The 26,392-nt window shown below is 46.1% G+C and carries 24 protein-coding genes; 5 read left to right on the plus strand and 19 right to left on the minus strand.

Going from position 1 to position 26,392, the window contains the following annotated elements:
- Positions 1–72: 72 nt before the first annotated feature.
- Positions 73–1,395, minus strand: a complete 1,323-nt coding sequence (locus tag MJ595_RS20355; RefSeq protein WP_263079927.1) for a UDP-glucose/GDP-mannose dehydrogenase family protein — start codon at positions 1,393–1,395, stop codon at positions 73–75.
- Between the two features lie 106 nt (positions 1,396–1,501).
- Positions 1,502–2,713, minus strand: coding sequence for a hypothetical protein (locus MJ595_RS20360; protein WP_263079928.1), 1,212 nt, complete (start codon positions 2,711–2,713; stop codon positions 1,502–1,504).
- A 187-nt stretch (positions 2,714–2,900) separates the two neighbouring features.
- Here MJ595_RS20360 and MJ595_RS20365 point away from each other — a divergent pair, with 187 nt between their 5' ends.
- Both MJ595_RS20365 and MJ595_RS20370 read left to right on the plus strand, forming a co-directional pair.
- Positions 2,901–3,173, plus strand: a complete 273-nt coding sequence (locus MJ595_RS20365; protein ID WP_263079930.1) for a type II toxin-antitoxin system Phd/YefM family antitoxin — start codon at positions 2,901–2,903, stop codon at positions 3,171–3,173.
- A complete protein-coding gene (locus tag MJ595_RS20370; RefSeq protein WP_263079931.1) occupies positions 3,151–3,540 on the plus strand; it encodes a hypothetical protein in 390 nt (129 codons plus the stop codon). The genes MJ595_RS20365 and MJ595_RS20370 overlap by 23 nt, the downstream gene beginning before the upstream one ends.
- A 149-nt stretch (positions 3,541–3,689) precedes the next feature.
- Here MJ595_RS20370 and MJ595_RS20375 read toward each other — a convergent pair whose 3' ends face one another.
- From MJ595_RS20375 to MJ595_RS20395, 5 genes are all read right to left on the minus strand, one after another.
- Complete coding sequence (locus MJ595_RS20375) at positions 3,690–4,010, minus strand: nucleotidyltransferase domain-containing protein (RefSeq protein WP_263079932.1); 321 nt, start codon at positions 4,008–4,010, stop codon at positions 3,690–3,692.
- The gene (locus MJ595_RS20380) at positions 4,007–4,435 is read right to left on the minus strand and encodes a nucleotidyltransferase substrate binding protein (protein ID WP_263079933.1); all 429 of its coding nucleotides are present in this window, start codon (positions 4,433–4,435) and stop codon (positions 4,007–4,009) included. Before MJ595_RS20380 ends, MJ595_RS20375 begins: the two co-directional genes overlap by 4 nt.
- 164 nt (positions 4,436–4,599) lie before the next feature.
- Positions 4,600–4,845, minus strand: a complete 246-nt coding sequence (locus MJ595_RS20385; RefSeq protein WP_263079934.1) for a type II toxin-antitoxin system VapB family antitoxin — start codon at positions 4,843–4,845, stop codon at positions 4,600–4,602.
- Positions 4,846–4,884: 39 nt separating this feature from the next.
- On the minus strand, positions 4,885–5,364 hold the full coding sequence (locus MJ595_RS20390; protein ID WP_263079935.1) for a Uma2 family endonuclease: 480 nt from the start codon (positions 5,362–5,364) through the stop codon (positions 4,885–4,887).
- Positions 5,365–5,377: 13 nt separating this feature from the next.
- A complete protein-coding gene (locus MJ595_RS20395) occupies positions 5,378–5,569 on the minus strand; it encodes an AbrB/MazE/SpoVT family DNA-binding domain-containing protein (protein ID WP_263322551.1) in 192 nt (63 codons plus the stop codon).
- A gap of 275 nt (positions 5,570–5,844) precedes the next feature.
- Here MJ595_RS20395 and MJ595_RS20400 point away from each other — a divergent pair, with 275 nt between their 5' ends.
- Positions 5,845–6,279 (plus strand): DUF29 domain-containing protein, encoded by a 435-nt coding sequence (locus MJ595_RS20400; protein ID WP_263079936.1) that lies wholly within the window; start codon positions 5,845–5,847, stop codon positions 6,277–6,279.
- A 133-nt stretch (positions 6,280–6,412) separates the two neighbouring features.
- Here MJ595_RS20400 and MJ595_RS20405 read toward each other — a convergent pair whose 3' ends face one another.
- From MJ595_RS20405 to MJ595_RS20420, 4 genes are all read right to left on the minus strand, one after another.
- On the minus strand, positions 6,413–8,626 hold the full coding sequence (locus MJ595_RS20405; protein WP_263079937.1) for a polysaccharide biosynthesis tyrosine autokinase: 2,214 nt from the start codon (positions 8,624–8,626) through the stop codon (positions 6,413–6,415).
- Between the two features lie 218 nt (positions 8,627–8,844).
- Positions 8,845–9,291: a low molecular weight phosphotyrosine protein phosphatase gene (locus tag MJ595_RS20410; protein ID WP_263322552.1), complete on the minus strand. Its 447-nt coding sequence runs from the start codon at positions 9,289–9,291 to the stop codon at positions 8,845–8,847.
- Positions 9,292–9,316: 25 nt separating this feature from the next.
- Positions 9,317–10,456 carry a polysaccharide biosynthesis/export family protein gene (locus MJ595_RS20415; protein ID WP_263079938.1) on the minus strand — a complete coding sequence of 380 codons (1,140 nt, stop codon included), beginning with the start codon at positions 10,454–10,456 and terminating at the stop codon, positions 9,317–9,319.
- A 641-nt stretch (positions 10,457–11,097) separates the two neighbouring features.
- The gene (locus MJ595_RS20420; RefSeq protein WP_263079940.1) at positions 11,098–11,607 is read right to left on the minus strand and encodes a hypothetical protein; all 510 of its coding nucleotides are present in this window, start codon (positions 11,605–11,607) and stop codon (positions 11,098–11,100) included.
- Between the two features lie 403 nt (positions 11,608–12,010).
- Between MJ595_RS20420 and MJ595_RS20425 the strand changes: the two genes are divergently transcribed.
- Entirely contained in the window at positions 12,011–12,775 is a 765-nt protein-coding gene (locus MJ595_RS20425) for an isoprenyl transferase (RefSeq protein WP_263079941.1), read from the plus strand.
- A gap of 391 nt (positions 12,776–13,166) precedes the next feature.
- Positions 13,167–14,306, plus strand: a complete 1,140-nt coding sequence (gcvT, locus tag MJ595_RS20430) for a glycine cleavage system aminomethyltransferase GcvT (protein WP_263079943.1) — start codon at positions 13,167–13,169, stop codon at positions 14,304–14,306.
- Positions 14,307–14,428: 122 nt separating this feature from the next.
- Here the strand turns inward: gcvT and MJ595_RS20435 are convergent, their stop codons facing one another.
- The 8 genes from MJ595_RS20435 to MJ595_RS20470 all read right to left on the minus strand — a co-directional run bounded on the left by MJ595_RS20435 (position 14,429) and on the right by MJ595_RS20470 (position 26,390).
- Entirely contained in the window at positions 14,429–15,916 is a 1,488-nt protein-coding gene (locus tag MJ595_RS20435) for a hypothetical protein (protein WP_263079945.1), read from the minus strand.
- A gap of 138 nt (positions 15,917–16,054) precedes the next feature.
- Complete coding sequence (locus MJ595_RS20440; protein ID WP_263079947.1) at positions 16,055–17,353, minus strand: anaerobic C4-dicarboxylate transporter; 1,299 nt, start codon at positions 17,351–17,353, stop codon at positions 16,055–16,057.
- A 289-nt stretch (positions 17,354–17,642) separates the two neighbouring features.
- Positions 17,643–21,689, minus strand: coding sequence for an ankyrin repeat domain-containing protein (locus MJ595_RS20445; protein WP_263079948.1), 4,047 nt, complete (start codon positions 21,687–21,689; stop codon positions 17,643–17,645).
- Positions 21,690–21,832: 143 nt separating this feature from the next.
- Positions 21,833–23,065, minus strand: coding sequence for an NADH:ubiquinone reductase (Na(+)-transporting) subunit F (nqrF, locus tag MJ595_RS20450; protein WP_263079949.1), 1,233 nt, complete (start codon positions 23,063–23,065; stop codon positions 21,833–21,835).
- Positions 23,066–23,135: 70 nt separating this feature from the next.
- Positions 23,136–23,732 (minus strand): NADH:ubiquinone reductase (Na(+)-transporting) subunit E, encoded by a 597-nt coding sequence (gene nqrE, locus MJ595_RS20455; protein WP_263079950.1) that lies wholly within the window; start codon positions 23,730–23,732, stop codon positions 23,136–23,138.
- Between the two features lie 3 nt (positions 23,733–23,735).
- A complete protein-coding gene (locus MJ595_RS20460; RefSeq protein WP_263079951.1) occupies positions 23,736–24,401 on the minus strand; it encodes an NADH:ubiquinone reductase (Na(+)-transporting) subunit D in 666 nt (221 codons plus the stop codon).
- Positions 24,401–25,192, minus strand: coding sequence for a Na(+)-translocating NADH-quinone reductase subunit C (locus MJ595_RS20465; RefSeq protein ID WP_263079954.1), 792 nt, complete (start codon positions 25,190–25,192; stop codon positions 24,401–24,403). Before MJ595_RS20465 ends, MJ595_RS20460 begins: the two co-directional genes overlap by 1 nt.
- A complete protein-coding gene (locus MJ595_RS20470; RefSeq protein WP_263322553.1) occupies positions 25,185–26,390 on the minus strand; it encodes an NADH:ubiquinone reductase (Na(+)-transporting) subunit B in 1,206 nt (401 codons plus the stop codon). Before MJ595_RS20470 ends, MJ595_RS20465 begins: the two co-directional genes overlap by 8 nt.
- Positions 26,391–26,392: the final 2 nt, after the last annotated feature.

Genomic DNA, 26,392 nt, shown 5'->3' on the forward strand with positions numbered 1-26,392 from the left:
GGACACGAAGAGCACTAAGGTTTAAAAGAAAACAAACTTCGTGTTCCTTAGTGTCCTTCGTGGTTAAAAAAATCAGGCGCGGCCTATGGAGTAGTAGGTGAAGCCTTTTTTGGTCATGCGCTCGGGCTCGAACATGTTACGGCCATCAAAAATGATTTGCTCTTTGAGCAGTTCAGCCATCAGGTCGAAATCCGGAGCACGGAAGGGTTTCCATTCGGTGCAGATGATCAGGGCATCAGCATCTTTTAATGCGGCCTGACGGGTTCCACACAGTTGCATATCTTCACGAACGCCATAAATACGCTGTGCTTCTTCCATGGCTTCCGGATCGTAAGCCTGAACTTTTGCACCACGTTCCCAAAGCGCTTCCATTAATACACGGCTAGGGGCATCACGCATATCATCGGTATTAGGCTTAAAGGACAAGCCCCAGATTGCAAATGTTTTGCCTTCCAGGTTACCTTTATAGTGACCACTGATTTTGTTAAACAGCACTTCCTTCTGCTTGGCATTACGATTTTCTACAGCACGCAGCATCAGCGGCTCAAAATCAATCTCTTCCGCAGTGCGCTTCAGAGCCTGAACATCTTTCGGGAAACAAGAGCCACCGTAACCACAACCTGGGTAGATAAAGTGATAGCCAATACGTGGATCAGAGCCAATACCCTGTCGCACCATCTCAATATCAGCACCCAGTTTTTCAGCCAAACCAGCCATTTCGTTCATAAAACTGATTTTAGTAGCCAGCATGCAGTTAGCCGCATACTTGGTCAGCTCGGCACTTTTAACGTCCATAAAGATCATACGATCATGGTTACGGTTAAAGGGTGCATAGAGTTCACGCATGGTATCAATCACATCGTCGCTGTCTGTACCCACAACAATGCGATCAGGCTTCATGCAGTCATTAACTGCAGCGCCTTCTTTCAGGAACTCAGGGTTAGAGCAGATATGGAAAGCATGCTCTACACCACGGGTAGCCAGCACTTCAGCGACCTTGGCTTTTACCTTGTCGCCGGTGCCAACAGGCACAGTGGATTTATCAACAATGATCTTTTCATTGTTCATATGGGTAGCAATAGTTTCTGCTACAGCCAATACATACTGAAGATCCGCAGAACCATCTTCATCCGGTGGTGTTCCTACCGCGATAAACTGGATTTTACCATGCTCAACACCTTCCTGAGCATTGGTAGTGAAATGCAAACGACCGGCTTCAAAGTTTTCTTTAACCAGAGGTTCCAAGCCAGGCTCATAGATAGGGATTATCCCTTTTTTAAGGTTATCAACCTTGTTTTGATCTACATCGACACAAACAACGTCATGGCCTACTTCAGCCAGAACAGCTGCCTGTACCAGGCCTACATAACCAATACCAAAAACAGTGACTTTCATTATTACTCCTTTTTATTAACCACAAAGACACTAAGGCACAAAGTTTTTTGCTTTTAAAATGAAAAGCTTTTTCTTTGTGTCTCTGTGTCTTTGTGGTTCAAAAAAATTAAACGGTTTGATCTTTAAAGGTGTGCTTTTCTTTTGGCTGATGCGTCAAATGATCAGCCATACCATGTTCTGCCAGCTTATGTTTGCTGCGGCCATAACGGGTAAAGAGTTTACCTTTTTTAACTGGGCTTCTGGCACCACGGAAGAATTGAATAATCTGGCTAAGGCGGAAGGCGTGGATAACGGCTTCATAATAAAGGCCACACACACTCAAAAAGGCCAATAACTGAACCCAGTCCGGTGCGCCTGCATAATGAAGTGCAATGCCTAGAATATGGAACAGGCTACCAACCACAATTATGATGGCCAGCGTTTGTCTGGGAGTGAAACCCGCATGCAAAAGGATATGATGGACATGGGTTCTGTCTGGCTTTAATGGGCTTTGTCCCTTTTTAATTCGGCGAGCAATGGTTGCCAACATATCAACCAGTGGAATACCTAAAATATACAGGGCTGTTACTGGGCTAAACTGGGCTTCAATATGCTGGTCGCCCTGGGAAAAGCGTATTACCAGCCAGGCGAAGGTAAAGCCCAAAAACATACTACCAGCGTCACCTAAAAAGACTTTCCTTAACCCTCTCACCAGTTGCAGGTTATAAACGAGGAATGCGAGCAGTGCTGCAGCCAGTGTAATAGAAGGCAGTATAAACAGGTGGTTATTACCATGTAATAGCACAAGCAGTGATAGCACCGTCATAACACTCAGGCTTGCAGCCATACCGTCAATCCCGTCGGCCATATTGACGGCATTGATATACCCGGCAACGGCTATAGCTGTGAAGGGGATAGCAATAAACAGGGGTAAGGTGATATCACCTAGCCCAAACAGATTACCGAGGTTGGTAACGTAAACCCCTGCGCCAAAAGCCATGATAAGAGCGGCAATCCCTTCAATCAACAGGCGGACTTTTGCACTGATATCATACTTGTCATCCAAAGCACCGATCACTACCAGGGCTCCCGCAGAGACGAGATAGCAGTAGAGCTCAATACTATTTCTGCCCAGAAGCAACGTTGTGATAACGATTACTGTGTAAACACAAATGCCACCCACCAAAGGAACTGCACCTACATGCGTTTTCCTGTGATCAGGCTTATCAACAAGATTTAATCGGTATGCAATTTGTTTCCAGCATTTAATTAAAATTACAGAAAGTATAAAGACAAATAGAAATCTTAATAGGAGATTTTCTTCTAGTAGTGCTTGCATACAACGTCTCTATTCACTCAAAGAGTGATTCTGGTTGGGTTGGTCTTGAGTTTTTTCTTGTGGCTTTCGCTAAGACGGCACAAAATGAAATCATTCGGTCAGGTCGGTCTTCTTGCAATCCATGTATGTACGCTCTATTTTTATAAATGTACACAATCTTTTGAAAGACGCTAACTGGAGTCAGGAAATGAAACATCATGATTACAGTGACTCAGGGGCGGCAGAGCCAGTCACCCTGACCCAGCTGAGAAAAAACATCTTCCAAATGGTGGATGAGGTGATTGCCACGGGCAAACCGCTGACGTTAACTCGCAATGGTTGTTCCTTAGTGCTGGCTGTCCAGCATCAGGAGCAGTCCAAGCTGGCCAGGCTTAAGCCCAGAAATACCGTTATTGGGGATCTTGACAGTCTGGAGTCTGAAGATACTGGTCTTTGGGATGCTGACCATGGTTTTGATTGATACCCATATCGCCGTTTTTTTACACGGAGGTCATTTAGATAAGCTCTCAGCACCTGCGTGCGAACAGTTAGAGCTTAATGATATCGTGTTGCCTGAAATGGCACGGTTAGAGCTTCAGTACCTCTATGAGATAAAGCGTATTGCTTATCGCCCAGAACAGATTGTCGCTGACCTTTATGCGGATATTGGCCTGTATTGTTCGCCATCATCCATGACCGCAGTGGTTCAGGCGGCTATTGGCATTGATTGGACACGGGATGCTTTTGACCGTTTGATTGCGGCAGACTCACTCTGTAGTAATGTACCTTTAATTACCCGGGACAAAACCATTATTGCTCACCTGCCCAATGTTATTTGTGCACGCTGAAGCAGCGGGCAACGAAATTATCCAGAGTGGCGAGTTAGCTTTTATCAAGTAAAAACTGCATTTAGTTATAGGGGGAGTCAAATGGCGTGGTGCGCATTCCCACTTGGAGCGTGGAAACGAGGTTAACATCAAGCCGAATGAGCCTCTGCTCAGCCACTGTGATGTTGAATAACGACGTACTGGCCCTTGATAGTTTCTTTGAATGAGTCGGGTATCTGATCCCAGCAAAACAAATCTACACGGAATGGCAGGTTACTCTCTTCGAAGGCTTCCCGCAGCTCGGAGATAGCTACTGACTGTTCTTCACCTACAAAAGCAACAAGGTCAAGGTCTGAGGCAGGTCGAGCATGACCGCGGACTCTTGAGCCGTATGCCCAAACACAGGTATTAGGTAAATAACGTTTCAATAGCTGCTGAGTTATCTTTAGCTCGCTGGCAGTCAGCTCCAGAGTTTCTAACGTTACTTTCATGGCCAGGTTTCACCACTCATGGTTTGATAGAGGTTTACCGCATCCTTGATAAAGGCATCCATTATATTCAGTGCGGCTTTTGCTTTTTCTCCATCATAGTCGTGAGAGGTTCCAATGCGTGTGTCTGCGTATATCAGCCACCGGGCAATATCAGAGGTTAGCAAGTTGTTTTCATTGGCGATCCGAAACAGGGGTTTTGGGCTGTTGGGTACATCAGGTAGCCCCAAACCTTCTTTCAAGTAGCGCTTCAGTACTTTCCATAAACAGTCATAGCAGGTTTCATAGCGCTGGATAACGGATTCAGAAACCGCTTCCTGAATCCAGATGGGTAAGGCCGTATCCAACGTGCGCCAGTGACCAAATTGTGACTCAAGCAGGGTAAGGGACTGTTTGTACTTCCCGAAGTCGATCATTTGTTCACCCATGTGTCCTGGTTCTGATTGCCATCGTTTATTATACAGGTCAATGCACTTCTGACGTAATACTCATCAGTGCTGAGTGCTGGACTATCTGACTAAAGTCACGATCATTATGCAGAATGGGGACGTTATTATGGATGCAAACAGCCGCAATCAGGCAATCAACACTTTTACGAATGGTCCCGGCTTTGATCAAGATCACCTTCCCAGCTGATTTTTCCCTGAAGTTCGAGAAGCTGTTGCTGTTTTTTACGACGTACCAACTCTTCAAGGGCATGGTGAATCAGCTCTCGGCGAGAACCCAAGCCTGACAGACTCAGTGCTTCATTGACAAGATCCTGATCAATAACAATATTAGTGCGTATTATTGACGGTATGGTATACACCTTTTTTTTAAAATTTAGTGTATACAGCATAGTTCTCTGTTAATAAAAAACCAAGCCTGGCCGCTAAATTTAAATCAAATCAATAACATCTTCATACAGCGCCCGAAGGCTGACAGAAAAATCGATAGAGCCAAGCTGAAGGATGTCGGTTTCCTGTTTTAACCTGATCACTTCCCAGCCGCTGGCTGTGTTCTGGTAGAGGTCAACCGCCATTTTATCCTGATGAATCAGTACGTACTCCCGCAGGCCTTTGATGGCGGTATAAGCTGCCAGTTTTTCCATACGATCCCTGGCTTCTGTGGTGGAAGAGAGCACTTCAGCAATGATAGTGGGCTGTTCCTCTACATACTGATTTTGGCCGGGTTCGTTGCAAGCGACCATAACATCCGGGTAGTAAAAAACTTCACTGCCTTTATGACTGGCATTCACCTTCATATCACTGGCGTATGCCCTGCAAGGGCTGCCCCGCAGGTGTGCAGATAACCGGACTGCCTTTTTATCAAAGGTCCAGGTTGTTTGACATTGCAGTGCATTGTGGAACCCTATCATGGCATCGGCAAAGTCATACTGTTTGTATTGCCTGCTCCATTTCTTCCAGTGATGCCACCCTGTTGCCAATGTCCTCAGAAAAGCAGCCTGCCAGGCTGTCCAGTGTTTTTTTTAATGGTTTCAGTACCAGTTGAACATCAATCACTTCAAAGCTGACCTTATCGCCGGGTTGTAATAAGAACTGTTCCCGCAGGGCGGCGGGGATAGTGATTTACCCCTTTGAGGTGAGTGAGCTGATATTCATGGCCGTTCCCTGATTAAGCAGTGTATTACTAAAGGTAATAACTGTATTAATGTCTGTCAAAAGCCCTTTCGGGCCGTTGGCAGGCGGTTAGTTTTCCATAGGGTAAAGTGTATTGCTTGCATTGTAAGTACCCAGTTCAGATCATTGGAAAAGGGATTCAGCAAAATGCAAGAATCGAAAACACCAGCGGGAGCTGGCTATAATGGCTTTAATAAGAACATATCAAGGAGGCTACGATGGCTGAATCTTTATACGAAACCGATTTCTATGGCTGGACCCAACAACAGGTTCAACTTATTCGTTCTGGCAATCTGGAGGCTTTGGACTTGAATAATATTCTCGAGGAACTGGACAACATGGGCAAAAGCGAATACCGGCAATTTAGCCATCGCCTGGATATTCTGTTAATGCATCTGTTGAAATGGCAATTCCAACCAGAGCATAGAAGCTCAGGCTGGAAAGGGTCTATAGAAGAGCAACGTTTTCGGCTCACTAAACTCCTGAAAGAAAATCCCAGTATGAAGTCCAAAGTACCTTCTATGATGGCTGATGCCTATGAGGTGGCCAGAATTAATGCCTATAAGGAAACGGGACTCGCCAAAACAGCATTCCCCGGGATACCTCCCTGGACCATAGAGCAAGCTATGGATAGTCAGTTCTGGCCAGATTAATAACGACTCAAAGACCACTTTAACAGCGCTTCCGTCTGCCCCATAGCATCCAGTTCATTTCTAGTGAGTGTCAAGCGTGCCTCCGTGGCAACAAAACATTAAACCATTTAACCGAAACCCCCAGCGCAACGGGTCAGGAAGCGCTGGTTTCATAGGCATAGTGGTAATAGCCATAGTTGCCATAGCGGGAGGCAGACTGGATCATACCGTTCAGGACACACCCCTTTAGATTCACGCCAGACTGTTTCAATCGACTTGCGGCATAGTCCACTTCTTTAATGGGGTTAAGGCCTGCACGAACAATCATAAAGGCCGTACCACACTGTTTGCCCACAACCGCAGGGTCGGTCACTGCCAGAACCGGTGGCGTGTCGATCAATACCACATCATAGTCCTTGGAAACCTTATCCAGCAAGGTGTTGAAAGCGGGACTCATCAATAGCTCAGAGGGGTTCGGCGGGTAATGGCCACTGGGTAATACATCCAGGTTTTCTGTGGCCTTGAAAATCACAGTGCTATCGGCCTTACCCACCAACATCTCTGCCAAGCCGTTATTCCGCTGTCTGCCAAAGACCTTGCAGATATGCCCCTTCCGCAAATCGGCGTCAATCAGCAACACTTTCTGCCCGGTCTCAGCCAGCAATGCGGCCAGATTAGCGGCGATAAAGCTCTTGCCCACACTCGGGGCCGGTCCCGTGATCATAATGCGATTATCAGGTGCTTCCATCAGGGCAAAGGCCAGGTTAGTGCGCAAACTGCGCAAGCTCTCAACGGCCAGGTCGGCAGGAACCTCTTGAGCCAACAGATAACTGCTACCGTTCTGTTTATGGGCATTACGCTCAAGTATATGAAGCTGATCACTTTCAGGAACAGTGGCGTAAACGGACAGCCCCGTACGCTTTTCAATTTCCTCAGGGGTTTTCACACCGGCATTAAGCATTTCTCTCAGGAATACCAGTCCCATCCCCAACATGGCCCCAAGCAAGGTGGCCAGCACGGCAATCAGTGCTTTTTTCGGCTTCACGGGCTTAATGGCCGAGAGGGCATGATCCAGAATACGGACATTACCCACGGCAGAGGCCTTAACAATTTTTAGCTCCTGGGCCTTGTTTAACAGCTCGGTATAAACCTGGGTGCTGACTTTCACATCACGGGCCAGTCGCATGACCTCCTGCTGGGTTTTTGGCAGGTTTTCCGTTTGATCCATAAACTCCTTTTTACGGTCAACAATCAACTGCCTTTGCAGTTTCAGCTCTTCCATAATGGGATGGTTGACGGTGTAACGCTGCCCCATTTGCTCAATTTGCATATCAATTTGAGCCAGCTGGGTATCAATATTTACGGCCTGCTCCAGCACAGCCTGGGTTTCCAGGGTCAGGTCCACTGTTTTATTTTGCCGCTGGAAACGGTTCAGCTTGCTTTCTGCCAGTTCCACCTCTTTTTTCATTTCTGGCAGTTGGTGCTCCAGAAACTTCAGACTGTTTTGCGCCTCGGCAGAGACCCGCTCAACATTTTGGCGAACGTAGCGCTCGATAATGGCTTCCAGGGCCCGGGTATTTTCCAGCTTTGAAGCACCGGTTAACGACAGTGACAGGACACCGGTCTTTTTACCTTTTTCAGAAACAGCCAAACGTTGCCCCAAACCTTCAATGGCGGAAACCATGGGCTGTCGAGTGATTTCAAAGCGAGTGCCCGGGCGTGCTTTCAATTCAGAGACAAACAGGCGTACCTGTCCATCTTCTGATAAAGCAGACCTCCCGGCCTTGCCTGCAAGAACAGGCTCATCTTTATACTGCAGCTGGTAGCGCCCCTGCTCTCCTGCCACCAGTGTATAGGTTTCACCCAGCATGGTGGATGGAATCTGGAAACGCTCCACCTTGATGGCTTCACCGCCCCAGGCATAACCACTCAACCAAAGCAACGGGCTATTAATCAGCTCACCGGTTTCAGGCTCCGGGATAAAGCGGCGGGAAACCGCACGGCCAATAACAGGAAAGTAATCCGGCTCAACCACAATATCAAGCTTAAGGGATTCCACCACTTTCCCCAGGACAAAGCGACTGCGAATCACTTCGATCTCTGCTTCGGAAGGCGTTTCACCGCCGAACATATCGGTCATTTCCACCAGATTGCTCATGGGGGATTTCTGGCTCTCCACCTGAACCAGTGCATCAGACCGATAAACAGGTGTAGTAATCCACAGGTACGCCAGCGCACAAATGGCAAATAACAGTGTTGAACCGGCTATCCACCATTTGCCACTCAGAATAATACCCAGTATTTCTGACAGGCTGATCACGTCATCATCCGGAGCAGACGAACGTGTATTTGTAGTTTCAATAGACATAGATTTAACTTGTATTTGTCGTTGGCAGTTGGCAGTCTCATCGAGAACTGCTGCCTTCTCGTTCCCAGCGTCCCGCCGGGAATGCATACGGGCGTTTCCAGGTGCACTGCACCCCGAGCCAGTGGAGGTCTGCATTCCCAGGGAGAACCCTGAGAATGAGAGAAGTCAGCTACTACCTACTGATAACTGCCAACTGAAAACTCCAGCGAAACGGGTTGCTACCTTACCAGTTTACCAACCCACTCTTCTACAGTGACACGAATCAGGTCCAGCGCATGTTTAAAAGCCTGGTCGCCTTTACGATAAGGATCAGGAATTTCAATATTACTGTGCCAGCGACCTAGCAAATGAACTTTGCCCCGGGCTTCTGGTGCAATACCTTCAACGGCCCTTATATGTCCCTCTTCCATCACCAGAATCAGGTCATATTCCCTTGCCATTTCACGAGTTAACTGTCGTGCAATATGACCAGACAGGTCCAGCCCTATGGTTGCCGCATATTCCGCAGCCTTTGATGCTGCTGGCTTACCCACCAGCGCACCAACCCCGGCAGAGGCAATATTGATTTTACTGCCTTTTTCCTGAATTTTTTTGCGCAACAAAAATTCCGCAGTAGGACTCCGGCAAATATTACCGACACAGACCACTAAAATATTTGAAAACATCATTTTTTATGGGGCTAGATTATTATTACTTGGAGAAATCGTTGATCGCGTTTGTAGTAGGCAACAACTGATTGATCACACGGTTCCAGCGGGAGACACCAGCGGTATCCACATAAACCACATCTCTTGCCTGTAATGGAAAGCGGTCTGCCAATAGCAAACCCGTGGCATTTTTCATATTCAGGCGGAAAATAGTCGGTTTGCCCTGCTCAGTCTTGTTTCTAAGGATATAGACGCCTTTGGCATTGGCATACATCTGACTGATACCACTGGCAGCTACCAGGGCATCATTCAGGCTCATACCGCGTTGATCATAGGGCATGGCAATAGGGCGATTAACTTCACCCATAATAACAATCTGGCGGTAACGGTTACTGTCTATATTCAGCACATCACCATCACGCATCAGATAGTTTTCACTCATATCACCATCCAGCAACTTGGCCATATCAATGGTCTTGCGATGGTTATCAGTCATCAAAATGGCTTCGGCCTTATCCGCACTGTCCTTCAGGCCTTCTGCCAGGGCGATGGCATCCAGCACCCTCAGGGGCTGACTGGTAATAGGCAGTGGGCGGGGAAATTTAACTTCACCAATAATCTGGGCTTTCTGGCTGTTGAATTCCTGTACCCGTACGCTAACCTGAGGGTCCCTGACATATTTTGCCAGTTTTTTGGTGAGCTCGACCCGTATCTGGTTAACGGTCTTGCCAGCTGCGGCGATATTACCGGCAAAGGGGAAGAAGAAGGAGCCATCCGCTTGAACCTCAACACCTTCAGGGGTCACCTGCTGACGCTCACGAATCAATTCATTGGATTCCTTTATAGTGCTGCTTCGTGCGCCAAAGGGAGATGAGGCCACCTGCTGGTTAGAGGTCAGATCCGGATTGTTCCAGACCCTGACACTTAATACATCATGGGCACCAATCAGGTATTGGTAGAACTCATCTTTTTCCGCGGTATCATCCCCAGCCAGGTCTTTGCGACTCACAGGTTCTGGATCTACCACCTTTTCACTGATATCAACCAGATTAAAGTTGATATGTTTCTCGTTACCGGGGTCAAGATAAGCTCCGGGAGCCAGGGCACAGCCTGTCATCATTACAGAACCGGTAATAACAGCTGTAGACAGCATTAACGCTCTAAGGTTTTTCAGCCTATTCATTGAGAGGTTATCCAGAAAGAAGTCAATGGGAGGGCTTAACCCGGGTATGAAATATCCGGGTTAGCTAAAAAGCAACGAGTCTTTTATATTCAGGTACGCTACCGCCCGCCGGCTGACGTACTCGCCGGAAAACGGTCAATGTGCCTTTTATCCTTAACTCTTGGTTTATCAATCAACAATTAGCAAAGCTCTCAAGACGCAACCCAACCCAGCACAGGACAAAGTGCTACAGTATTTCAAGGGGTACGCGAAGCATGGAAGCTGGAAATATAGGAGGGTTTTTTGCTCATCACCAAATGACAAACAGCGGCATCTTTACTACTGTTTATGGCTAGAGAACTACACTACTGGCAGTAAAAACCACTCACTGTCGTTTGTTTTCGCTACCAACACATAAACAAAAAAACGATCGACGGATTTTAACCCCATACCCTTCATAGTCAATTACAGAAAATACATATAATAGAGAGGATTTTATAACTGGCGGGTATTGCGGACAGTGTTATGACTCGCCCCCAATGTCCTTGCCAGGAACGCATACGAATATCAACTTACACCGTACCTGGAAGCAGGAGGGAGATATGCATTCCCAGCGAGGACGCCGGGAACGAGAGGACGAGAGGAACTCCAGCAAAGCGTGCTCAAAAAGACTGATAGATAGCCAGGCGAACATTATCTTTGCCAAGATTAACGCTCAGAGTTGGCTGAACAGGGCCTTTTAGCAAATCAGAAACAAGTGCTCCTGTAAAACTGCCTATCACATCGGCTAACAAGTCACCAGAATCAAACCGACTGTCTGATAACTCTTTCAGCACTCCCGGAACCAGCCCCATACCGGTTGCAACAGCAATGCGCTTCCAGCGATGTTCCGGGAAATAATTAAAGTGCCTGAGTATATGCTCACTACTGGCACCCAATACCACAGAAATCCCAAAGTGCTGTTTCTTGTCGCTAGCGACACTACTTGAGGCCATCACGGCTCCACTGGCTATGGCAATACCTGCAAGCCAGACAGTACTGTATGGGTAGCGGTTATTTTCGGCAGATATTTCAGAAAATTCCCCGGCCTGCGCCGAAGGAACAACGGTATTAACGATGAGGGCTATCGAGAGTATCGATACTACAGCCCATGGAGTCTTCCAAGACTTCATGGTCAGCATCCTTACTAGTAGCAGGATCATCAATCAACAAGAGTTTCAAACTCTGTTTAACTGAAACTAATCCTGATCAATTGATAAAAATTACAGCTTTCTCTAATAAGACTAGAGCCTGATCTCCCGCTGCTTAGGCATTAAAAAGTTTATTTTCTAATTAACCAGCCGATAAATTATTACGTTTAGTTTTATTGCCTGCCTTACTCTAAAAAACACGACATAGCTATGACAAAATGCAATCAATATAACGCCGCCCATTTTGGTACTATGGTTTTTTTGACAGCCTTCCCCTCTCCTGAAAAATGTCTTGCAACAGCCTGCCAGACGGTATTTTGATATTTACACTTGCATTTTTTTCCCAGAAAGAACCAAAATAGCGTCTTTTACCCTTGCTATTCGTATGACTGCTTCTTTCCCAAGCCAGCCCGCTCCCGCAGAGCCAGTACCAAAACATATTGCCGTCATTATGGATGGCAACAACCGCTGGGCAAAAAGCCGCCTGCTACCCAAATTATCGGGGCATAAGGCAGCCACCAATGCGGTCAGGGCAACCATCAGGGCCAGCAAGGAGCTAGGAGTCAATTACCTGACCTTGTTTGCTTTTTCCAGTGAGAACTGGAATCGCCCCCGGGACGAGGTCAGGGGACTCATGTCCCTGCTATTGACTTCCCTGAAGAAAGAAGCCAAAAAACTGGTTAAATACGATATACGACTCAAAGTCATCGGCGAACGCAATCGATTAAGCCCCGTTATCCAAGCCGCCATTGATGAAACGGAAAGCGTCACAGCACACTGCCAAAGCATGACCCTTTGTGTTGCCATCAACTATGGTGGCCAGTGGGATATTGCCCAGGCCTGCAAAAAACTGGCTACCATGGTCAAAACCGGCGAGATTGCCGTTAATGCCATTGATGAACAGCAAATTGAAAGACAACTGGCAACCCGGGATATCCCCCCGGTGGACCTATTAATTCGCACCAGCGGTGAACAACGGATCAGTAATTTTTTACTGTGGCAATGTGCCTATAGCGAGTTCTATTTCACCGATACCCTCTGGCCAGACTTTGGCAAGGCTGACCTGGAGCGGGCTATTCAGGCTTATCAGAATAGGGAAAGACGGTTTGGGAAGACGAGTGAACAGTTGGTTCTGGGGAATAGGGAATAGGGAATGGTAGATAAGAGTTATAAATTAGGCCCTGCCCCACTCTAACTGAGAGTTTGTTAGTGGTGGCCTTATACTTTTATAAGAAGGTTAAGCGAGTTTTTGTTGGATTGAACGCATTCGATGCTATTTTGCCAAACCCGCAACCTTCGATGATCATCCATTAACTAATACTGTTAAGCATTAATATCCATACAGCTATTGAATAAATTGAAATACTCGTATGCATTCCCAGCGGGGACGCTGGGAACGAGGCGAAAAGCTGCCCCCCCCCTGAACAACCATCCCCTATTCCCCATTCCCCCTTCCAAAAGCTGGCTTTTTCCCAACATCCACGGTTTAATGGCGACGAAATAAGAGGCCCGGTTTAGGGTAAATCATATGGAGAGTTGTGATGTCAGCGCCATCTAACCAATTACAGAAAACACCGCTGTACGATCTTCACCTGAAGCAAAATGCCAAAATGGTGCCTTTTGCAGGTTTTGAGATGCCTGTTCAGTACGCCATGGGCGTTAAGAAAGAACATCTGCACACCCGCTCACAGGCCGGATTGTTTGATGTTTCCCATATGGGGCAAATCCGGCTCACCGGCCCAAGTGCTGCCGCCGACCTGGAAAAGCTGGTGCCGGTGGATATTATCGACCTGCCAGCAGGCAAGCAACGCTACGCCCTGTTTACCAATGAAGAAGGAGGTATCCTGGATGACTTGATGGTCACCCGCTTCCCTTCCGACAATGATGATCACTTGTATATTGTGGTTAACGCAGCCTGTAAAGAACAGGATATTGCCCACCTGAAAGCCCATCTGGGCGATAGCACTACTATGGAGCTTCTGGATGACCGCGCCCTGGTTGCCCTGCAGGGGCCTGAAGCTGCGAAAGCACTGGCCCGGCTGGCACCTGAGGTCAATAACATGGTATTTATGGACGCCCGCCAGATGACAATTGCCGGCGCTGACTGTTTTATCAGCCGTTCCGGCTATACCGGTGAGGACGGTTTTGAAATATCCATCCCAGCCCATCAGGCCAGCGCCCTGACCCAACAGCTACTGGAGCAGCCCGAGGTGGAACTGATCGGCCTTGGTGCAAGGGACTCCCTGCGCCTTGAGTCCGGCCTGTGCCTCTATGGTCATGATCTTAACCCGGAGACAACCCCCATTGAAGGTAGCCTGATCTGGGCTATCAGCAAAATCCGTCGAACCGGTGGTGATCGGGCTGGAGGCTTCCCCGGCGACAGCATCATCCTGCAACAGATCGAAACCAAAGAAATTGGCAAAAAGCGTGTTGGTCTGACGGGTTCCAGCAGGGCTCCGGTTCGAGAAGGTACCGAGCTGGTCAATGACAGGGATGAAATAATTGGACAGGTAACATCAGGCACCTACGGCCCTACTGTTGAGGCTCCTGTTGCCATGGCCTATTTACCAAAAGAATACGCCGCACTGGACACATCAGTATTCGCCCGGGTTCGTGGCAAAAAACTACCGATGACGGTCAGCAAAATGCCTTTTATCCAGCAGCGGTATTATCGGGGATAGCTAATAGCTTTCTCATTCCCGGCACCCTCTTGAAGGTGTCGCAAAAGCTTGCCTGCACTGAGTTATCCTTTGAGTCAGAACCCCTTCGAAAGCGGGGGTTCACGACACCATAGGTATAAAATCTACCTATGATAGGGAGATAGTTTTTTATTTTGTAAAAAATGGAAATGCAATAACGGATCTTTGACAAAAGCCGGTCTCCAAACATCAATAATCAGCGTCTCTTCTTTGGAAACATCTACCTTTTTCTTTTTCACTGGAATATTGATACCAGCTCCTGGACTTGCGCTCATAATTTCTTTTTCTCCAGGAACCTCCCGAAAAATAATGTTATAGTTCGAAATACTACTCAATATGGCTAAAAAATCCTTAGAAATCCCAGCCACTTCCTCATCACTCGATTCGCATCTTGCGAAAAGGTTCGGCAATAGCTGATCTTTGTATAAAGCAAAGCCAGCACTATCTACTGTTATTCCCAAACCTTCCATAACAGCACCAAGCAAGCACAACCTGTTTGCATGACATTTGCCTTCAATAGGAAAATCTAAACGATCCTCCTTTTGAGGTACATTAAGTTTCATTTGTTCCATTTGTTGTTGAAGATGATTGATTTTTTCTTGCTGCCCCTTAATTTGTTCCTTCATTTCCCTCTTACCAGCTTCAGCGAAGTCATTGGTCCTTTCTGCTTTTTTAAGTAATACCAGCTTGGCTTGCTGCTCTTCTCTCATCCTCTGATATTGATCATTCAGGGTTTCATAATAAGTAACCAGCATTTTAATCTGTGATATTAATGAGTCTTCCACAGTTAATGCTGGCTCAACTCTTTTTCTTTTTTTCTTTTTAGCACCTTTTGCTTGCAACCTGCCAGAACAATTCGAGGAGTGAGAATCACATTCGACTTCTGCTAAAATGTTATTTCTGCCAACCCATCCACTAACAACCTCACCCACATCTTTCAGCTGTTTTTCCAATTCTTCTATTTTACGATTTTTCTCCTCCAATTTTTGACACTGTTCTTTATGGTACGATTGCTTACTACTTTTGCAGTTAGCTATTTCCAGACTCTTATCCTGAATTATACCTTCAAGCTCTTTTATCTTTCCATTAAGTTCCCTTGCTATTGCTTGTTCGTCACCAAGGCTTTTACATATTTTAAAATACTCTATATCTTTCCTATCTATTTCCATCTTCAGCTTTTCTTCTTTAGCTTGAAACTCGGCCTCTTTTTGCTTTAGCTCTTCTGCCAAGCGAGCATTTTCAATATGAAATCTACTTTCTTCCTGATTACAATCAGGTGGTGAAACTTGTTCACTAATAGCCAGATACCATTTTCTTTCTTCATAAAGTAAATAATAACTATTTTCCTGTTTCGTTTCAGCATATGCAGCAAAAACCTGCCCCACATCAGAAAACTGAATCATCACATAAGCATTAATTCCCTGAGATATAGTAAGCTTAACCCCCTTAGGCATTTCAACACTAAAGTCATCATTAAATTTAACACCGTAGCGCTCAAATAACTCCTTGGAAACGGCATATCCATTCGATAAATAAACTATCAAAATAACAAAAACAAATAAAAACCCATACCATTTATTTATGCTTAACATGCTAGCTGTCACCAAGTATTAATTAATCAATCAGGAGTTCAAGTCTAGCTGCTAAGTGGAACTTAAAGAAAAACAGGCCAAGTTTAGAGGTATCACCACAGAGTGGAAGGAAGACCCTGTGGTGATAGATATCAATAATTAAAGAACCATCGGAGCAACTAGGAAGCCAAGGGCTACAGAGAGTACTATGGCAATCATGCCCGGAACAAAGAATGAGTGGTTAAATACCAGCTTGCCAATACGGGTAGAACCGGTTTCATCCATTTCAACCGCTGCCAGCAGGGTTGGGTATGTTGGCAGGACAAACAGGGCACCAACAGCAGCAAAAGAGGCAATGGCAGTGACCGGATCAACCAGGGCCAGGGCCGCTGGCATCAGGGCACGGGTGGTGGCAGCTTGGGAGTACAACAGCATACTGGCAAAGAACAGGGCTACGGCCAGCAACCAGGGATACCCCTCCAGCAGTTCACCGGCAACCAGCTTGATCTGGTCAATATGACCGGCAACAAAGGTATTACCCAGCCAGGCCACACCCAGCACACAGACACAGGCACTCATACCGGACCTAAAGGTCTGGGCATTAAGAATGCTGCTGGCATCAATTTTGGTACACAGGGTAATCAAGGTTGCGGCTGTCAGCATGAACACCATAATGGCTTCGTTTCGTGGCAGCACCGGATGTTCAATAATGCCTACCTTATCGCTGATCAAGGTGGCATAAATCACTACAGCAACAATAGTCAGGGCAAAAATAAGCACAGAGAGCCTGGCTCCCGGCTTGATATCATAAGTACGACTTTCACGGGTTTTAATCAGCCCTTTAGCCAGCCGATCCTGGTATACAGGGTCTTTTTCCAGATCCAGCCCCAGAAAGTTGCACACAAAAGCAGTCAGTATACAGGCAGCAAAGGTGGTGGGTATAACCACCATCAGCAGGTCAAGGTAGCCAATGCCAAAGGGTTCCAGCATGCCGCTAAATACCACAACAGCCGCAGAAACCGGAGAGGCCGTAATCGCAATCTGTGAGGCAATCACGGAAATACTCAATGGGCGTGAGGGACGTACCCCATTTTCTTTAGCCACTTCAGCGATAACTGGCAGGGTTGAGTAAGCAGTGTGGCCAGTACCAGCCAGCAAAGTCATCACATAGGTGACGATAGGTGCCAGAATGGTGATTTGTTTAGGCTTGCTACGTAATACCCGCTCGGCCTGTTGCACCAGGTAATCCAGCCCCCCGGCAACCTGCATGGCCGCTACAGCACCAATAACCGCCATAATAATTAAGATAACATCGATAGGAATGCCTCCCGGTGTCATCCCTAGTCCCAGGGAGAGCACCAGAACACCAACGCCACCAGCAAAGCCGATACCAATACTACCCAGACGGGCACCAAGAAAAATAAAGGCCAGCACCACTGCCAGCTGTATCCACACCATAAAACCACCAGTACAAAAAATAAACAGCGACGCAGGATAATAGAGAGCTAGACTTTTTTTTTATTGATCTGGAACAAGAAAGTTTATATTTATAAATAATTCAAATTGTTTTCCAAAAAGAAACATATTCAATCAATGCAACAATCCACATTTATTAAGTGGATACGCTAATATACAATAAAATAATCACCTATAAAAAATAAAAATAACACTACACTAACAAAACCCGAATCAAATCCTGGCAATAAAGACACAGTTATTTTTTATACCCTAAATTCATTTAAAATAATTAATTTTTAATACCAATTGCTTTCATAGCATTAGAGAGTGAATCTAAAATGAAAGGGTAGGATTTATCAAAAGGTAAACTCCGATTGATCAGCTGCTCTAATCCCTGAAAAGTTAATTCTAAACCCTGGTCACAAAATTGCTCATTCATTTTTTCATACAACAGACAATACATGCCAGAAGACAAGCCTTGATTGCTGAACATTTTTTTTAATTCACACACGCCATCAAATAACTCGTCATAGGGTAGCGAATCTGTTTTTTCAGGACAGGAAGCCAGCGCAGCTTCAGCAAGCATGATTGAGGCCGGGACAGGAAGGCCTGAGGTATTACTCATCCCCAACTGTATCGCATACAGCAGTTGATGAAGTTTCTGGATGTCTTTGGCAAAAGCTTTTTTCAATGGCAAGTATTGCGGTTTTGCCATTATCCCATGAAAAGCAGCTATTAATTTATAGGAAATATCAGGATTACTGCATTTCTTTTGCATGAATCGTTCAGCTGCCACAAGAATGTTTCCGGAAGATGATACAAGGCCATCAAGTGAAAGACAGGAAAAGTGCCCCAGGCGCATTAAATAAAGGAATAAATTATAAATAGATGGATATTCATTTAATAATTGCCCTTGCAGTATTTTATCTTTTAATGGTGAATCATTTTTTGTGGTTTTGATAAAATCCAGTAACCAAGATCTGTCCAGGCATTCTATCTCCTCGAATGCCTGATGAAGTGCGCGAAGGAGCATATAAACCGTCATACCATTATCTTCAGGCAGTATATAGCCCCTTCTCAGGAAATCCAATGCCCTTAAAATCATGCCAGGAACTTTTGTACTTGTTAATGATGCGTCAAACCAGTTTTCGCGAAAACGGATTGTTTTAGTAAAAACATCATCAAAGCTCATAGGCGATTTAATATATAAAACAGATGTTTTGCCAGGTCGGTAAATACAAAAATTGCTGTTTATGGTAAAACTGCAGTTTCTTACCGCATAGAACAACTTTCCAGCATTAAAAGTATCCAGCTTTGCCGTATTATCAGGGTAACCAAAGCCAACATAGCCACTATCACGCTTAATAAAACAGTTTGCCCTTTCACACTCAGTTGCATTTCTTTCCTGTAGTAACTGATCAAAGGCATTCGTGATTTGCTCTTCGGTCAGGGATGTTTGTATATCAATATCCGTGTCTAAACCCCCTTCTTCCATAGGACAGTGATGTGTAAAAATATACTGCAGCGTATCCCTTATTGCACCACCAACAATAGTAATAATAATATCAGGGTACATGGCTATTAAATGGTTAATGATATCGTGATGAGAAATAGCGTATTTTTCAAATCCTTTTACAGGACTTTTTAGAATATTATCAATACTACTTATAAAATAACACAACATATCTTCTGATATATCCACTTCATCAGGCATAAAAGCGGAAATACTTTCCCCACAGTTCATGTCTTTTCCATCATTTATTTTTTTATGCAACCCTCCATCCTGCTTAAAGGCTAATGAAATTTCCTCTAATTCTGTATGTTGTGAACTAAAACTTATCAGGCTTCCAGGTGTTTTCAAGATAGTTTCATCACTAACACTACTTATTGATAAATTATCATATAGCTTGCCATATAGGACTTGAATATTTCTATCAATTTTATCTAATAACTCCTTCTCAAAAACCGTAACAGGCATCTGTTTGCGATCTATTATATAAGCAAGTTTTTTATAGGCATTAACACAAAGCACTGGAGGGCAATAATAGTGTTTTCTTCTATCATCACTATCTATAGCTTCAACATTAACAAGATCCTTCAAATAAAATAAAGATTGCAGATTTTCTTCTGGCTCGTAATTTTTCCAACCAACTTTCACTTTTCTTTTTTTAAAAGGAACTTCAGCATTACTTTCTTCTTTTGACTTTCGCTTTAAATCAATATGACATATATCTTCTGCTATACAGTCAACATCTTCCTTCTGTTTTTTTCTTTTTATCTTCCGTATTGAATTATTAATCAACGACTTAATCCGGATATTTTTTGTTTCTGTATACGCCGCTTTATTACTTCCTGATTTTAGATCAGGCGCTATTGCAGGCTGTTTTAAAAGTAGCTCTACTATTTCCAATAAATTGTTTTTTGCTGCAAGGTGTAATGGCGTAAACCTCTCTTTGGCAGTTTGAGCATTGCAATCAGCATTATACCTTAATAGCTGAACACACATTTCATAGTTTTTCCTATCAACAGCCCAATGCAAGCAGCGGCGACCACCAGCATCCAGTTTCTCCAATAACTCTGCCAGCAACCCGGACCCCAGCAGTTTAGCTCCTTGCTCTAACAGTATTTTTAAGCAATCAGCCGAAGCCTCTTTGCATGCATAATGAAATACCGTATCAATATCTTTAAATCGAACGAGCAACTCATCTCCAGCATTGTCTCCAAATGATAACAGGTAATAAAGCAGGTTTAGCTTATTTTTTTTTATAGCGAGAAAAAGTAAATTATCTCCTTTATCTATAAGTTTATCCATATCCACATCTACATCCATACCTGTATATGAATCCTCCATAACACCAGCATCAACACTTACCTTCCCTCTAGTAATATGGATATATTTGCGGAATATTTTAAAATCAAACCCATATCGCTCGATGACTCTCCGGGCAATATCATCATAGTCAAATAAAACAAGTTCATAAATAAGGTCGCACAGGGTATAAATATCTTTCTCTGATAAACAGGGAAATTTTTCTTTATATTTTGTAATCCATTGATTTAATTTAAGAAACAGGCTTATTTTTTCTTCACGATAGGTGTCTTGCATTTCATCCTGGTCTCTATTGGTGCGCTTAACCTCCCTGCATATAGCTTTATACAATTCAATATCCAGCTTTTCATTGCTATAAACATAGAAAGGACTCGGTGTATTATACTGATGATCTCCGCCCAGCTGTTTTGCTAGCTTTTTGTGCTGCCGGTTGGTTCGGTATAATATTGAGGGACGCCAGGCGGATAAGGAAGGCGTCGTTTCAGGCATTATCTCGGCAAACAATAACTGATCAAGTAACGATATGGGCTGAAGATAGGCTGTTTCAGTACTGCACTCACCGTCATCTGGCAAAGAGATGGAGCAGCTGTGGGCGAGCAAGAGCTGAAGTAACTCTCTTTTATCTGCAATTAATAGCGGCTTTACGCTCAACCCCGCCAAGCTTTGCCAGCGCTCTATAATAGCTGAAAACCTTTTATCGATGAGTGAAATGCACTGCTCACATACATTAAATGCCCCATTATCGACACCTATACCCCCAGCAGTTTCATCAATGCAGTCGCATGTAATTCCCTGGATCCAAATTTCCAGGTCAGCGGGAACGCTTTTTATACTTTCGGAAACAGGGTTGTGAAAAGAAGGTGAATATATCTCGGCCAATACCTTATAGGAAGGAACTGAGGGTGTTAATGGACTGTCTCTTAAAGGTTCTTGCAATGCCAGTTTCATGCTGGTCAGATCAGTCATTAATTTTTTATCCGGTTCTGGAGGTATATAAATAGCCTGTAGAGGATTATCCTTTTGAATATTTCTCTCTACCTCGTCAAGCACAGCATTAGTAATCGGAGGTCGATTATCAGTATTATCTGGCATGGAAGACGACAGAACCTGCTTTTGATCCTGAACAAGGGTAGCAATTATGATGTTATCCAGCACATAAAGCTTTCTAATTTGTGTAAGAGCCAACATGATTTTTGTTGCTGACTCTGTGGGAGGTTCTTTTAATCGTGGTGCTTGGCCTGAAGACAGAATTTTTAGCATCTCACTATTATTTTGAATAATTTCAACCCCATAAGCAGGTGTAATATATATCCCGTCTACCGCTATAAAAATATTAACCGGGACAGCATAGGGTGAAGTGTATCTTGTCACTTCATCGTCCTCTATAGCTTCATAGCAAAAAATAGCCCCTGTGGACTGAAGTGATATAAGAGTAATTAAAACAATAAACCATCTTGTTTTTTCTAAAGATAGACTTGATTGATTCCTCATAAAAAAACCCATCATTTTTATACTCTCATTATTGATAGGTGATTTTTCATCAAAGGCAATTAATGTAAAACAAATGGCCAGCTATAAGTTCAATAGGTATAAAAAAACCGGCGAAATATTCGCCGGTTTTTTTATACCTCAGCAAAAGCCTTTAGCGATTAACCACCAAAGTCATCCAGCAGGATATTTTCTTTCTCAACACCCAGGTCAGTGAGCATATTGATAACTGCCGCATTCATCATGGGTGGTCCACACATGTAGAACTCACAGTCTTCAGGAGCCGCATGATCCTTCAGGTAGTTTTCCATCAATACCTGGTGGATAAAGCCGGTCTTGCCAGTCCAGTTATCCTCAGGCTGAGGATCAGACAGGGCCAGATGCCAGGTAAAGTTCGGGTTTTCTTCCGCCAGCTTGTCAAACTCTTCTACGTAAAAAGCTTCACGCAAAGAACGGGCACCATACCAGAAAGAGATCTTGCGACTGGATGATAGACGCTTGAGCTGGTCAAAGATATGGGAACGCATAGGTGCCATACCAGCACCACCACCCACAAAGACCATTTCGTTGTCCGTATCCTTGGCAAAGAACTCACCGAATGGACCGTATACAGTCATCTTATCGCCTACCTTCAGGTTAAAGACATAAGACGACATCTGTCCTGGTGGGAAGTCAGTTCCCGGAGGAGGTGAGGCAACCCGGATATTAAACTTGAGCAAGCCCTTCTCTTCCGGATAGTTGGCCATGGAATAGGCCCGGATAACCGGTTCACTAACCTTGGACTTGTACTGCCACAGGTTGAACTTGTCCCAGTCGCCACGGTACTCTTCCTGAATATCGAAGTTTTTGTAATCCACTTCGTGAGCAGGCGCTTCCAGCTGGACATAACCACCGGCACGGAAATTAACGTTTTCGCCTTCAGGCAGCTTCAGGGTCAGTTCTTTAATGAAGGTGGCAACGTTGTCATTGGAAACAACTTCACATTCCCACTTCTTGACGCCGAAGAGTTCCTCTTCAACCTCAATCTTCATATCCTGCTTAACCGCCACCTGACAGGACAGGCGCCAGCCTTCCTGCTCTTCACGCTTGGTGAAGTGAGAGCGTTCAGTGGGCAGCATTTCACCGCCACCATCCAGCACTTTACACTTACACTGGGCACAGGTACCGCCACCACCACAGGCAGAGGGCAGGAAGACACCACTACCCGCCAGGGTTGTCAGCAATTTGCCGCCCGCGGCCGTGGTTACACGTTTTTCCGGATCGTCATTGATGTCGATGGCGACATCTCCGGTACTAACCAGCCTGGAGCGAGCGGCCAGGATCACGGCTACCAGCGTCAGCACGATAACCGAGAACATGACCACGCCCAGGAGGATGATATTTGAATCAGTCATAGATCTATCTCGTCCTTTTATAGCATCCGGTGATCAACACTCATGACACACCGGATACGCTCAGGGCTGTTTACAGCTGAACTCCGGAGAATGACATAAAGCCCAGAGACATCAGACCCACAGTAATGAAGGTGATGCCCAGACCACGCAGGCCCGGAGGCACATCGCTGTACTTGAGCTTTTCACGAATACCGGCCAGCGCCGCAATAGCCAGGGCCCAGCCAACGCCAGCACCCAGGCCATACACCACACTCTCACCTACGTTGTAGTCACGCTGAACCATAAACAGGGAGGCACCCATGATGGCGCAGTTTACGGTGATCAACGGCAGGAACACACCCAGAGCGTTGTACAGTGCCGGTACATATTTATCCAGGAACATCTCCAGAATCTGAACCAGGGCAGCGATAACACCGATATAGGTGATCAGGCCCAGGAAACTCAGGTCCACGCCGGCAACCAGCGCGCTGTCCTTGAGGATGTTCTGATAGATCAGGTTATTTATGGGAACGGTAATGGTCAGTACCGCAATAACGGCAACCCCCAGACCCAAGGCAGTTTTTACCTGCTTGGATACCGCCAGGAAAGTACACATTCCCAGGAAGAAAGCCAGCGCCATGTTTTCCACGAACACTGCTTTCACAAAGAGTGAGATAAAATGTTCCATGGTTTAGTGGGCCTCACTGAACTTGGTATTAGGAGCCATCTTGAATTCGGCTTTTTCCACCTGCCCTGGCTTCCAGCTACGAATCGCCCAGATCAGCAGGCCGATCAGGAAGAAGGCGCTGGGAGCCAGCAGCATCAGGCCGTTCGGGTTGTACCAGCCACCGTTGTTGATGGTAGGCAGGATTTCAATACCGAACAGTTTACCGGCACCAAACAGCTCCCGGAAGAATGCCACAACCAGCAGCACGCAACCATAGCCCAAACCGTTACCAAAACCATCCAGGGCAGACAGTTTGGGCCCATTCTTCATGGCGAAGGCTTCTGCGCGCCCCATTACGATACAGTTGGTAATGATCAGGCCTACGAATACGGACAGCTGTTTGCTGATGTCATAGGCATAGGCTTTCAGGATCTGGTCAACCACAATTACCAGGGAGGCAATAACCGTCATCTGACAGATAATACGGATACTGTTAGGAATGTGGTTCCGGATCAGTGAAACCGCCACGTTGGAACAGGTGGTAACCCCGATAACGGCCAGGGCCATAACCAGACTCACCTGCATGCTGGTAGTCACCGCCAGCGCCGAACAGATGCCCAGAATCTGCAAGGTGATGGGGTTGTTATTAACAACCGGTTCCAGCAGGATATCTTTCGTCTTGACCGACATTACGCATCCCCCGCTTTGAGATGTTCAAGGAAAGGTCCAAAGCCGTTTTTACCCATCCAGAACTGCACCAGGTTGGTGACACCGTTACTGGTCAGGGTTGCGCCGGCAAGACCGTCAACCTGGTATTTGGCGGCAGGGTTGGCAGCATCTACAGAGCCTTTGATAACAGCCAGTTCAACCGCACCTTTGTTATCGTAAACTTCTTTGCCCGCCCACTTGCTCTTCCAGTTCGGGTTGTCCACTTCACCGCCCAGACCCGGAGTTTCACCATGCTCGTAGAAACCCAGGCCCGCAACAGTATTCAGGTCACCTTCCAGCGCCATGAAACCGTAAAGGGTGGACCACAGACCGTAACCATGAACGGGCAGAATCAGAGTCTTCCGCTTACCGTCTTTGACGATCTCATACACCTTGGCCACATTAGCCTGACGTTTGATGGAAGCAATATCCTGAGCTCCGGCCAGGGTGTGGGACGCTTTAGGGTCTTTAGCAGCAACGCGCTGGTCATAGGCGTTGATATCCGCTTCGGATGCATCCACAAACTTACCGGTTTCCAGGTTAACCAGGCGAGGTGTGATGTGCTGGAACAGCTCAGCCACCTGCAGGTTAGTCAGCGCACCGGCGTTATCAGTCAGGCCGGAAATAGCCAGGATATTACGCTGAACATCAACCACCTTGTTCAGCTCCTGCTTGGGCTTCAGGAAAACAGCCGCAGCAGATACCACTACCGAGCAGACCAGCGACAGCAGGATCGTGACCAGTAGCGTCTTTTTAATGGAGTCGTTAGACATTAGAACGAGCCTCCCGACGCTTGATGTTAGCTTCGATGACAAAGTGGTCAATCAATGGCGCAAACAGGTTGGCAAACAGGATCGCCAGCATCATACCCTCCGGGAAAGCCGGGTTTACAACGCGGATCAGTACCACCATCAGGCCAATAAGAATGCCGTAGAACCAGCGTCCGGTATTGGTCATGGAGGCAGAAACCGGATCGGTGGTCATAAAGATCAGGCCGAAAGCGAAGCCACCCAGTACCATATGCCAGTACCATGGCATGGCAAACATCATATTGGTGTCAGAACCAATAAAGTTAAACAGCGTAGACAGACCAATCATGCCCAGCATGGTACCGGCAACAATGCGCCAGGATGCTACACCACTGAGCAGCAGCACCGCACCACCAATAAAGATAGCCAGGGTAGAGGTTTCACCGATGGAACCCTGCATAGTGCCAACAAAGGCATCAAACCAGGTAATATTGTGAGCCACCAGGTTCGCAACACCGCCGTGTTGAGCCAGGCTCAGGGCAGTGGCACCGGAGAAGCCGTCAACGGCAGTCCATACCAGGTCACCGGAGATCTGTGCCGGATAGGCAAAGAACAGGAAGGCCCGGCCTGCCAACGCAGGGTTCAGGAAGTTTTTACCGGTACCACCGAATACTTCCTTGCCAATCACAACACCAAAGGAAATACCCAGAGCCACCTGCCACAGCGGAATGCTCGGTGGAACAATCAGGGAAAACAGAATGGAAGTAACAAAGAAGCCTTCATTCACTTCATGGCGACGAATAATGGCAAACAGCACTTCCCAGAAGCCGCCCACAAAGAAAGTCACCGCATAGATCGGCAGAAAATACACGGCACCGTATATCAGGTTGTCCAGGATACTGGCGGGGTCATTACCTGCCAGCATGCCGATCAGCATACCGTGCCAGTCTGTTGGCAGGGACATGCCATTGGCAATGGCCGTGTTAGCCTGGTAGCCCACGTTCCACATGCCAAAGAACATGGCCGGGAAGGTACACAACCAGACCAGTCCCATCATCCGTTTCAGGTCAACCGCATCACGCACATGACTGGTGTTATGGGTGACATCCGGTGGACTGTACAGCAGAGTGTCTGCCGCCTCGTAAAGAGCGTAGAACTTTTCGTACTTGCCACCCCGGGTAAAGTGGGGCTCAAGTGAGTCAAGCAGTTTTCTTAACACTATGA

Source organism: Endozoicomonas sp. Mp262 (assembly GCF_025643335.1).
GTDB lineage: Bacteria > Pseudomonadota > Gammaproteobacteria > Pseudomonadales > Endozoicomonadaceae > Endonucleibacter.

What these genes read in the sequence shown, in the direction of transcription:
- MJ595_RS20355 (WP_263079927.1), bottom strand. Translation starts at nt 1,395, where the DNA reads ATGAAAGTCACTGTTTTTGGTATTGGTTATGTAGGCCTGGTACAGGCA.
- MJ595_RS20360 (WP_263079928.1), bottom strand. Translation starts at nt 2,713, where the DNA reads ATGCAAGCACTACTAGAAGAAAATCTCCTATTAAGATTTCTATTTGTC.
- MJ595_RS20365 (WP_263079930.1), top strand. Translation starts at nt 2,901, where the DNA reads ATGAAACATCATGATTACAGTGACTCAGGGGCGGCAGAGCCAGTCACC.
- MJ595_RS20370 (WP_263079931.1), top strand. Translation starts at nt 3,151, where the DNA reads ATGCTGACCATGGTTTTGATTGATACCCATATCGCCGTTTTTTTACAC.
- MJ595_RS20375 (WP_263079932.1), bottom strand. Translation starts at nt 4,010, where the DNA reads ATGAAAGTAACGTTAGAAACTCTGGAGCTGACTGCCAGCGAGCTAAAG.
- MJ595_RS20380 (WP_263079933.1), bottom strand. Translation starts at nt 4,435, where the DNA reads ATGGGTGAACAAATGATCGACTTCGGGAAGTACAAACAGTCCCTTACC.
- MJ595_RS20385 (WP_263079934.1), bottom strand. Translation starts at nt 4,845, where the DNA reads ATGCTGTATACACTAAATTTTAAAAAAAAGGTGTATACCATACCGTCA.
- MJ595_RS20390 (WP_263079935.1), bottom strand. Translation starts at nt 5,364, where the DNA reads ATGATAGGGTTCCACAATGCACTGCAATGTCAAACAACCTGGACCTTT.
- MJ595_RS20400 (WP_263079936.1), top strand. Translation starts at nt 5,845, where the DNA reads ATGGCTGAATCTTTATACGAAACCGATTTCTATGGCTGGACCCAACAA.
- MJ595_RS20405 (WP_263079937.1), bottom strand. Translation starts at nt 8,626, where the DNA reads ATGTCTATTGAAACTACAAATACACGTTCGTCTGCTCCGGATGATGAC.
- MJ595_RS20410 (WP_263322552.1), bottom strand. Translation starts at nt 9,291, where the DNA reads ATGTTTTCAAATATTTTAGTGGTCTGTGTCGGTAATATTTGCCGGAGT.
- MJ595_RS20415 (WP_263079938.1), bottom strand. Translation starts at nt 10,456, where the DNA reads ATGAATAGGCTGAAAAACCTTAGAGCGTTAATGCTGTCTACAGCTGTT.
- MJ595_RS20420 (WP_263079940.1), bottom strand. Translation starts at nt 11,607, where the DNA reads ATGAAGTCTTGGAAGACTCCATGGGCTGTAGTATCGATACTCTCGATA.
- MJ595_RS20425 (WP_263079941.1), top strand. Translation starts at nt 12,011, where the DNA reads ATGACTGCTTCTTTCCCAAGCCAGCCCGCTCCCGCAGAGCCAGTACCA.
- gcvT (WP_263079943.1), top strand. Translation starts at nt 13,167, where the DNA reads ATGTCAGCGCCATCTAACCAATTACAGAAAACACCGCTGTACGATCTT.
- MJ595_RS20435 (WP_263079945.1), bottom strand. Translation starts at nt 15,916, where the DNA reads ATGTTAAGCATAAATAAATGGTATGGGTTTTTATTTGTTTTTGTTATT.
- MJ595_RS20440 (WP_263079947.1), bottom strand. Translation starts at nt 17,353, where the DNA reads ATGGTGTGGATACAGCTGGCAGTGGTGCTGGCCTTTATTTTTCTTGGT.
- MJ595_RS20445 (WP_263079948.1), bottom strand. Translation starts at nt 21,689, where the DNA reads ATGATGGGTTTTTTTATGAGGAATCAATCAAGTCTATCTTTAGAAAAA.
- nqrF (WP_263079949.1), bottom strand. Translation starts at nt 23,065, where the DNA reads ATGACTGATTCAAATATCATCCTCCTGGGCGTGGTCATGTTCTCGGTT.
- nqrE (WP_263079950.1), bottom strand. Translation starts at nt 23,732, where the DNA reads ATGGAACATTTTATCTCACTCTTTGTGAAAGCAGTGTTCGTGGAAAAC.
- MJ595_RS20460 (WP_263079951.1), bottom strand. Translation starts at nt 24,401, where the DNA reads ATGTCGGTCAAGACGAAAGATATCCTGCTGGAACCGGTTGTTAATAAC.
- MJ595_RS20465 (WP_263079954.1), bottom strand. Translation starts at nt 25,192, where the DNA reads ATGTCTAACGACTCCATTAAAAAGACGCTACTGGTCACGATCCTGCTG.